The sequence below is a fragment of the Kitasatospora sp. NPDC059973 genome (genome assembly GCF_042737525.1).
Taxonomy (GTDB): Bacteria; Actinomycetota; Actinomycetes; order Streptomycetales; family Streptomycetaceae; genus Kitasatospora.
The window spans coordinates 30606-40290 of the sequence record NZ_JBHWUI010000003.1; the positions used below are offsets into that span (position 1 = coordinate 30606).

At 74.3% G+C, this 9685-nt stretch carries 1 protein-coding gene; it reads left to right on the forward strand.

Annotation, left to right across the window (positions count from 1 at the left end):
• Positions 1–35: 35 nt before the first annotated feature.
• A complete protein-coding gene (locus ACFWA9_RS01590; RefSeq protein ID WP_380382308.1) occupies positions 36–9653 on the forward strand; it encodes a type I polyketide synthase in 9618 nt (3205 codons plus the stop codon).
• Positions 9654–9685 lie beyond the last annotated feature (32 nt).

Sequence of the window (9685 nt, forward strand, 5' to 3'; positions counted from 1 at the left end):
GCCAACGCCGCGACTTCTTCGACGAGGTGACGTAAGTGAGCGAAGAGAAGCTCCGCTACTTCCTCAAGCGGGTGACCGCTAATCTGCACGAGACCCGGCAACGTTTGCAGGAACTGGAAACGGCCGGTGGTGAGCCCATCGCCATCGTCGGCATGAGCTGCCGCTTCCCCGGCGGGGTACGCGACCCCGAAGCCCTGTGGGAACTGCTGGACGCCCAGCGGGAATCGGTGGCCGGACTGCCCCAGGACCGGGGGTGGGCCTTCGGCGACGCCGACGACCCCGGATCCGGCGCCGCGGAGGTGCAGGCGGGCAACTTCGTCTACGACGCCACCCAGTTCGACGCCGGGTTCTTCGGGATCAGCCCGCGCGAGGCGCTGTCGATGGACCCGCAGCAGCGGCTGCTGCTCGAAGTGGCCTGGGAGGCGCTGGAGCGGGCCGGGATCGACCCCGCGTCGCTGCGCGGTTCGGCGACCGGCGTGTTCGCGGGCGCCTCCGCCTCCGGCTACGGCTGGATCACGGGCAAGCAGGGCGAGCTCGACGGCCACGTCATGACCGGCAACGCCACCAGCATCCTGTCCGGCCGGGTGTCCTACACGCTGGGCCTGGAGGGCCCGGCGGTGACGATCGACACCGCGTGCTCGTCGTCGCTGGTCTCGCTGCACCTGGCCGCGCAGGCGCTGCGCTCCGGCGAGTGCTCGATGGCCCTGGTCGGCGGCGCGTTCGTGGCGGCCACCCCGGTGCTGTTCACCGACTTCAGCCGCTCGCTGGGACTGTCTCCGGACGGGCGCTGCAAGACCTTCGGGGCCGGGGCGGACGGCATGGGCGTCGCCGAGGGCGCCGGGGTCGTGGTGGTGGAGAAGCTCTCCGACGCGCGCCGCAACGGGCACCGGGTGCTCGCGGTGGTACGCGGTTCGGCGATCAACCAGGACGGTGCGTCCAACGGTCTGACCGCTCCCAACGGCCCCTCGCAGCAGCGGGTGATCCGCGCGGCGCTGGCCAGCGCCAAGCTGTCGACGGCCGACGTCGACGTGGTGGAGGCGCACGGCACGGGCACCCCGCTCGGGGACCCGATCGAGGCCCAGGCGCTGCTGGCCACCTACGGTCAGAACCGGCCGGAGGAGCGGCCGCTGTGGCTGGGGTCGGTGAAGTCCAACATCGGGCACACCCAGCAGGCCGCCGGCATGGCCGGGATCATCAAGATGGTGCTGGCGCTCCAGCACGAGCGGCTGCCGGCGACGCTCCACGTGGCGGAGCCGACCCCGGAGGTCGACTGGTCGGCCGGTGAGGTGGAGCTCCTGGCCGAGCCGGTCCCGTGGCCGGCCGGGGAGCGGGTGCGCCGGGCCGGTGTGTCGGCCTTCGGGATGAGCGGCACCAACGTCCACATCATCCTGGAGGAGGCCCCGACCGGGGACGCCGAGACGGTGGAGACGCCGGCCGGGGACGCCGACGAGGCGGACGCCCTGGACGAGCCGGCCGCGGAGGTGGCGGCGGCTCCGGTCGCTCCTGCGGTGGTCGTGCCCGGTGGCGCTGCCGCGTGGGTGGTGTCGGGTCGGTCGGCGCAGGGGCTGACGGCTCAGGCGGGCCGGTTGCGGGAGTGGGTGTCGGCGCGGCCGTCGGTGGATCCGGTGGATGTGGCGTGGTCGTTGGCGGTGACGCGGTCGGTGTTCGAGCACCGGGCGGTGGTGGTCGGTGGCGGTCGTGAGGAGCTGGTGTCGGGTCTTCAGGGCCTGGTGGCCGGGTCGGGTGCGGATGGGGTGGTGTCCGGTATTGCCCGTTCGGGTGGTCGGACGGCGTTCGTGTTCGCGGGTCAGGGTGCGCAGTGGGTTGGCATGGGCCGTGAACTGGCCCTGTGCAGTCCGGTGTTCGCGGCGCGTCTGGCGGAGTGTGAGGCGGCGCTGGCGCCGTACGTGCCGTGGTCGTTGAGTGAGGTTCTGGCGGGTGTGCCGGGTGCGCCGGAGATCGAGTCCGCTGATGTGGTGCAGCCGGTGCTGTGGGCGGTGATGGTGTCGCTGGCGGCGGTCTGGGAGGCCGCGGGCGTCACGCCCGACGCGGTGGTCGGCCACTCCCAGGGCGAGATCGCTGCCGCCACGGTGGCCGGGATGCTGTCCCTGGAGGACGGCGCGCGTGTGGTCGCCGTGCGGGCTCGGGCGCTGACGGGTCTGTCGGTGCAGGGTTCGATGGTGTCGGTGGTGATGCCGTCGCAGGCGGTGCGGGAGATCGTCGAGGGCTGGGGCGAGCGCCTTTCGGTCGCGGCAATCAATGGCCCGGCTGCGGTGGTGGTGTCGGGTGAGCCGGAGGCGTTGTCGGAGTTCGAGCGTGAGTTGGCTTCGCGCAAGGTGCTGCGGTGGCGGATCCCGGCGACGGACTTCGTGGCGCATTCGCCGGCGGTGGAGCCGTTGGAGGCGGTGCTGGCGGCGGAGTTGGCCGGGATCGTCCCGCGGGCGGGTCGTGTTCCGATGATCTCGACGGTGACGGGCGAGTGGCTGTCCGGTACGGAGGTGGACGCGGGCTACTGGTTCGCGAACTTGCGGCGGATGGTTCGTTTCGAGGAGGCCGTTCGCACGCTGCTGGGTGGCGGTTACGGCTCGTTCGTCGAGGTGTCGACCCATCCGGTGCTGACGGCGTCGGTGGCGGAGACGGCCGAGGACGCCGGTGTCGCCGACGTCCTGACGGTGGGCACGCTGGAGCGTGACAACGCGGGCGCCTCCCGACTGCTCACGGCATTCGCGCAGGCCTACGTCGGCGGTCTCGCGGTGGACTGGAAGGTCGTGCTGCCCGCCGCCGAGGTGGTGGAGCTGCCGACCTACGCCTTCCAGAAGCAGCGGTACTGGCTGGAGCCCTCGGCCGCGACCGTCGTCCCGGTCGGTGGCGACGGTGCCAGCACGGCCGTCGAGGCCCGGTTCTGGGCCGCCGTCGAGGGTGGCGACCTGGCTCACCTCGCCGAGGAGCTGGAGCTGGACGACCGCCGCTCGCTCGGCGAGGTCCTGGAGGCGCTGACCTCGTGGCGCCGCCGCGAGCTCGACCGGTCGGCGACGGAGAACTGGCGCTACCGCGTCAGCTGGGCGCCGGTCGCCGACCCCGCTCCGACCGCGCTCACCGGCCGCTGGCTGGTGCTCTCCGACCGGGCCGACGACGAGCTGACGCAGGACTGCGTCCGGACCCTGACCGCCCGTGGCGCCGATGTCACGGTCGCCGAGGTACCGGCCGCTGTCACGGACCGGCAGGACGTGGCCGCCGTCATCGGCGGGGCCCTGCCGGGCGACGAGGTGCCGGCCGGAGTGGTGTCGCTGCTGGCCCTGGACGAGACACCGGTGCCCGAGTATCCGGCGGTCACCCGGGGTTTCGCCGCCACGCTGGCCGTGGTGCAGGCGCTGGGCGACGCGGGCGTCGGCGCACCGCTGTGGGTGCTCACCCGCGGCGCCGTCGCGGCGACGCCGGAGGAGGCGCTGACGAACCCGCTGCAGACCCAGATCTGGGGCTTCGGCCGGGTCGTCGGCCTGGAACACCCCGACCGCTGGGGCGGGTTGATCGACCTTCCGGCCGCGTTCGACGAGCAGGCCGCAGGACGGCTGGCCGCCGTGCTGGCCGGGTGCGGCGAGGACCAGGTCGCGATCCGTCCGGCCGCGGTCTTCGGCCGCCGGCTCGGCCGGGCCGACCGGCCCCGCGCCCACGCCGAGCAGTGGACGCCCACCGGGACCGTCCTGGTCACCGGAGGCACCGGCGCGATCGGTGGACACGTGGCCGGCTGGCTGGCCGACCGCGGTGCGCAGCGGCTCGTGCTGACCAGCAGGTCCGGGGCCGGCGCCGCCGGTCTGGCCGCGAAGGTCGCCGGACTGGCGGCCCGGGGCAGCCACGTGGACGTCGTCGCCTGCGACGCGGCCGACCGGTCCGACCTGGCCGGGCTGCTCGACCGGATCGCCGCGACCGGCCCCGCGCTGTCCGCGGTGATGCACGCCGCCGGTGTCGTCCAGCACACCACCGTGCACGAGACCGACCTGGCCGAGACGGCCGCCGTGCTGGCCGCCAAGGCCTCGGGCGCCGTCCACCTGGACGAGCTGACCAGGGGCCTGGACCTGGACGCCTTCGTGCTCTTCTCCTCGATCGCGGCGACCTGGGGCAGTGGTCTCCAGCCCGCCTACGCCGCGGCCAACACCTTCCTGGACGGCCTGGCCGAGCACCGCCGGTCCCAGGGCCTGACCGCCACCTCGGTGGCGTGGGGTTCGTGGGGCGGCGGCGGGATGACCGACGAGGCGGGTGCCGCCCAGGGCAGCCGCCGCGGGCTGATCGTCATGGACAAGGACCACGCCGTCCAGGCGCTGGCCCAGGTCCTGGACGGCGGCGAGCCCCAGCTGACGGTCGCCGACATCGACTGGGCGCGGTTCGCCCCGCCGTTCACGCTGCGCCGGCCCAGCCCGCTGATCGAGAACCTGCCCGAGGTCCGGCAGGCCCTGGCCGGTGACCTGCCGGAGGCCGGCGGGGCCGACCCGGCCGCGGGCTCGGACGCGAGCGCGTCCTGGCGGCGGCAGCTGGCCGGCCTGTCGCGCATCGAGCAGAACCGGCTGCTGGTCAACCTGGTGCAGACCCAGGCGGCCTCCGTGCTGGACTACCCGTCGCCCGAGGCCGTCGAGGCCACCCGGGCCTTCAGCGACCTGGGCTTCGACTCGCTGACCTCGGTGGAGCTGCGCAACCGGCTCGGCGCCGCCACCGGCCTGCAACTGCCCGCCACGCTGATGTTCGACGCGCCCACCCCCACGGCCGCCGCCGAGTTCCTGCTGGTGCAGCTGGCCGGCGTCCCCGACGGCGCGCAGAGTGCTCCGGTGGTGGTGGCGGCGGCGAGCGACGAGCCGCTGGCGATCGTCGGCATGGCGTGCCGCTACCCGGGCGGGGTGACCGGCCCGGAGGCGCTGTGGGACTTGGTGACCGCCCGGACCGACGCCATCTCCGTACTGCCGGAGGACCGGGGCTGGGTCATCGAGGACACCGCCGACGCGGCCGACGGCGGGCCCGTCCGGGCGGGCGGCTTCGTCTACGACGCGACCGGCTTCGACGCGGGGTTCTTCGGGATCAGCCCGCGCGAGGCCGTGTCGATGGACCCGCAGCAGCGGCTGCTGCTCGAAGTGGCCTGGGAGGCGCTGGAGCGGGCCGGACTGGACCCGGCGTCGCTGCGCGGTTCGGCGACCGGCGTGTTCGCGGGCGCCTCCGCCTCCGGCTACGGCTGGAGCTCCGGGCTGGAGGGCGAACTGGACGGGCACCTCGTCACGGGGATCTCGACCAGCGTGGTCTCCGGCCGGGTGTCGTACGTGCTGGGCCTGGAGGGTCCGGCCGTGACGGTCGACACCGCGTGCTCCTCGTCGCTGGTGGCGCTGCACCTGGCCGCGCAGGCGGTCCGCTCCGGGGAGTGCACGCTGGCCCTGGCGGGCGGCGTCATGGTGGCGGCCAACCCGCTGCTGTTCGACCAGTTCAGCCGGCAGATGGGGCTGGCGCCGGACGGCCGGTGCAAGCCGTTCTCGGCGGAGGCCGACGGCATGGGCCTGGGCGAGGGCGCGGGCATGGTGGTCGTGGAGCGGCTGTCGGACGCGCAGCGCAACGGGCACCGGGTGCTCGCGGTGATCCGCGGCAGCGCGACCAACCAGGACGGTGCGTCCAACGGTCTGACCGCGCCGAACGGTCCCTCGCAGCAGCGGGTGATCCGCGCGGCGCTGGCGAACGCCGGGGTCCGTGCTGACGAGGTCGACGTGGTGGAGGCGCACGGCACGGGGACCCCGCTGGGCGACCCGATCGAGGCGCAGGCACTGCTGGCCACCTACGGCCAGGAGCGGGGCGGCCAGGGGCCGTTGCGGCTGGGTTCGGTGAAGTCGAACATCGGGCACACCCAGGCCGCGGCCGGTGTGGCCGGGGTGATCAAGATGGTGCTGGCCCTCCAGCACCGGGAGCTGCCGGCGACGCTGCACGCCGCCGAGCGCTCGCCGCACATCGACTGGTCGGCCGGTGAGGTGGAGCTGCTGACCGAGGCGGTGCCGTGGTCGGCCGAGAACCGGGTGCGTCGTGCCGGTGTCTCGTCGTTCGGGATGAGCGGTACCAACGCGCACGTCATCCTGGAGGAGGCTCCGGCTCCGGTCGCCACCGAGGCGGCTCCGGCTCCGGTCGCTCCTGCGGTGGTCGTGCCCGGTGGCGCTGCCGCGTGGGTGGTGTCGGGTCGGTCGGCGCAGGGGCTGACGGCTCAGGCGGGCCGGTTGCGGGAGTGGGTGTCGGCGCGGCCGTCGGTGGATCCGGTGGATGTGGCGTGGTCGTTGGCGGCGACGCGGTCGGTGTTCGAGCACCGGGCGGTCGTGGTCGGTGGCGGTCGTGAGGAGCTGGTGTCGGGTCTTCAGGGCCTGGTGGCCGGGTCGGGTGCGGATGGGGTGGTGTCCGGTATTGCCCGTTCGGGTGGTCGGACGGCGTTCGTGTTCGCGGGTCAGGGTGCGCAGTGGGTTGGCATGGGCCGTGAACTGGCCCTGTGCAGTCCGGTGTTCGCGGCGCGTCTGGCGGAGTGTGAGGCGGCGCTGGCGCCGTACGTGCCGTGGTCGCTGGGCGAGGTTCTGGCGGGTGCGCCGGGTGCGCCCGGTCTGGACGCGGCTGATGTGGTGCAGCCGGTGCTGTGGGCGGTGATGGTGTCGCTGGCGGCGGTGTGGGAGGCCGCGGGCGTCACGCCCGATGCGGTGGTGGGTCACTCCCAGGGTGAGATCGCCGCGGCCACGGTGGCGGGGATGTTGTCCCTGGAGGACGGTGCGCGGGTGGTGGCGGTGCGGGCTCGGGCGCTGACGGGTTTGTCGGTGCAGGGTTCGATGGTGTCGGTGGTGATGCCGTCGCAGGCGGTGCGGGAGATCGTCGAGGGCTGGGGCGAGCGCCTGTCGGTCGCCGCAATCAATGGCCCGGCTGCGGTGGTGGTGTCGGGTGAGCCGGAGGCGTTGTCGGAGTTCGAGCGTGAGTTGGCTTCGCGCAAGGTGCTGCGGTGGCGGATTCCGGCGACGGACTTCGTGGCGCATTCGCCGGCGGTGGAGCCGTTGGAGGCGGTGCTGGCGGCGGAGTTGGCCGGGATCGTCCCGCGGGCGGGTCGTGTTCCGATGATCTCCACGGTGACGGGCGAGTGGCTGTCCGGCACCGAGGTCGACGCGGGCTACTGGTTCGCGAACCTGCGGCGGATGGTCCGCTTCGAGGAGGCCGTCCGCACGCTGCTGGGTGGCGGTTACGGCTCGTTCGTCGAGGTCTCCACGCATCCGGTGCTGACGGCGTCGGTGGCGGAGACGGCCGAGGACGCCGGTGTCGCCGACGTCCTGACGGTGGGCACGCTGGAGCGTGACAACGCGGGCGCCTCCCGTCTGCTCACGGCGTTCGCGCAGGCCTACGTCGGCGGCCTGTCGGTGGACTGGAAGGTCGTGCTGCCCGCCGCCGAGGCGCTGGAGCTGCCGACCTACGCCTTCCAGCACCAGCACTACTGGCTCCAGGCCGCCGCGACCGCGTCCCCCGTCGGTGGCGACGGTGCGAGCACGGCGGCGGAAGCGCAGTTCTGGGCCGCCGTCGAGGGCGGCGACCTGGCCCGGCTCGCGGACACCCTGGCGATCGAGGACCAGCAGCAGCTCAGTACCGTGCTGCCCGCCCTGGCAACCTGGCGCCGCCGGGAGCAGGACCGCTCGGTCACGGAGAACTGGCGCTACCGCGTCAGCTGGGCGCCGGTCGCCGACCCCGCTCCCGCCCGGCTGTCCGGGGCGTGGCTGGTGGTGCTCCCCGCCGGGGAGACCGACGGCGGGGTGGCCCGGGGCTGCACGGCGGCGCTGACCGCCCGCGGCGCCGAGCCCGTCGTCCTGGAGGTCACGGCCGAGACCGACCGGAAGCAGCTGGCCGAGCGGATCCGCGCGGTGCGGCCGGAGTCCGGCTTCGCCGGGGTGCTGTCGCTGCTGGGCCTGGACGAGACGCCCGTGCCGGAGCACCCGGTGGTGCCCCGGGGCCTCGCCGCGACGCTGGGCCTGGTGCAGGCGCTGGGCTCCGCCGAGGTGGACGCGCCGCTCTGGGTGGTCACGTCCGGCGCGGTGGCCGGTGGGCCGGGCACCGGACCGGCGAGCCCGGTGCAGACACAGGTGTGGGGTCTGGGGCGGGTCGTCGCCCTGGAACACCCGGACCGCTGGGGCGGGTCGATCGACCTCCCCGGGACGGTCGACGAGCAGGCCGCGGGACGGCTGGCCGCGGTGCTGGCCGGCTGCGGCGAGGACCAGGTCGCGATCCGTCCGGCCGGGATCCTGGCCCGGCGGCTGACCCGCGCCCCGCACCCCCGCCCGGCGGAGCGGCCGTGGACGCCGACCGGGACCGTCCTGGTCACCGGAGGCACCGGCGCGATCGGCGGGCACGTGGCCCGCTGGCTGGCCGGCCGGGGCGCCAAGCGGCTCGTGCTGACCAGCCGGTCCGGCGCCGGCGCCGCCGGTGTCGCCGCACAGGCGGCCGAACTGGCCGCCCGGGGCAGCCGGGTGGACGTCGTCGCGTGCGACGTGAGCGACCGGTCCGGGCTGGCCGGGCTGCTCGACCGGATCGCCGCGACCGGCCCCGCGCTGTCCGCGGTGATGCACACCGCGGGCCTCGGACAGGCCACCACGGTCGAGGACACCGACCTGGCCGAGACGGCCGCCGTGCTGGCCGCCAAGGCGGGGGGCGCCGTGCACCTGGACGAGCTGACCAGGGGCCTGGACCTGGACGCGTTCGTGCTCTTCTCGTCGATCTCGGCGACCTGGGGCAGCAGCGTCCAGCCCGCCTACGCCGCGGCCAACACCTTCCTGGACGGCCTGGCCGAGCACCGCCGGGCGCAGGGTCTGCCCGCCACCTCGGTGGCCTGGGGGCCGTGGGGCGGCGGCGGGATGACCGACGCCGACACCGGCGCCTGGATGGCCCGGGGCGGCCTGATGGTCATGGACCAGGACCACGCCGTCCAGGCGCTGGCCCAGATCCTGGACGGCCGCGAGGGCTCCGTCACGATCGCCGACGTGGACTGGGCGCGGTTCGCCCCGCCGTTCACGCTGCGCCGGCGCAGCCCGCTGATCGAGGGGCTGCCCGAGGTCGTCGCGGCGCTGGCCGGGACGGGGGCCGGTGCGGCCGCCGACCCGGACGCGGGCGCGTCCCTGCGGGAGCAACTGGCGGGCCTGACCCGGGCCGAGCAGAACCGGACGCTGGTCAAGCTGGTCCAGGCGCAGGCGGCCGCGGTGCTCGACTACGCGTCCCCCGAGGCCGTCGAGGCCACCCGGGCCTTCAGCGACCTGGGCTTCGACTCGCTGACCTCGGTGGAGCTGCGCAACCGGCTCGGCGCCGCCACCGGCCTGCAGCTGCCGGCCACGCTGCTGTTCGACTGCCCCACCCCGGCGGCGGTGGCCGAGTACCTCTGGAACGAGGAGTTCCGGGACGGGTCCGGTCCGGTGTCCCTGGTGGAGGAGGTCGACCGGCTCGGGTCGGTGCTGACCGGGGCGGCGCCGGACGAGAAGACGCATCAATTGATCACCGATCGCCTGCAGGAGCTCCTTTCCCAGTGGATGGAGGTTGGTGCTCCCACGGAAACCCAGGCGGTCGCGGAGAAGATCGGGTCCGCGACGGACGACGAGATATTCGAGTTCATCCACAAGGAACTCGGCAGGTAAGTGGTTGTCCGTGTGCGCGGATGGCAGGCATG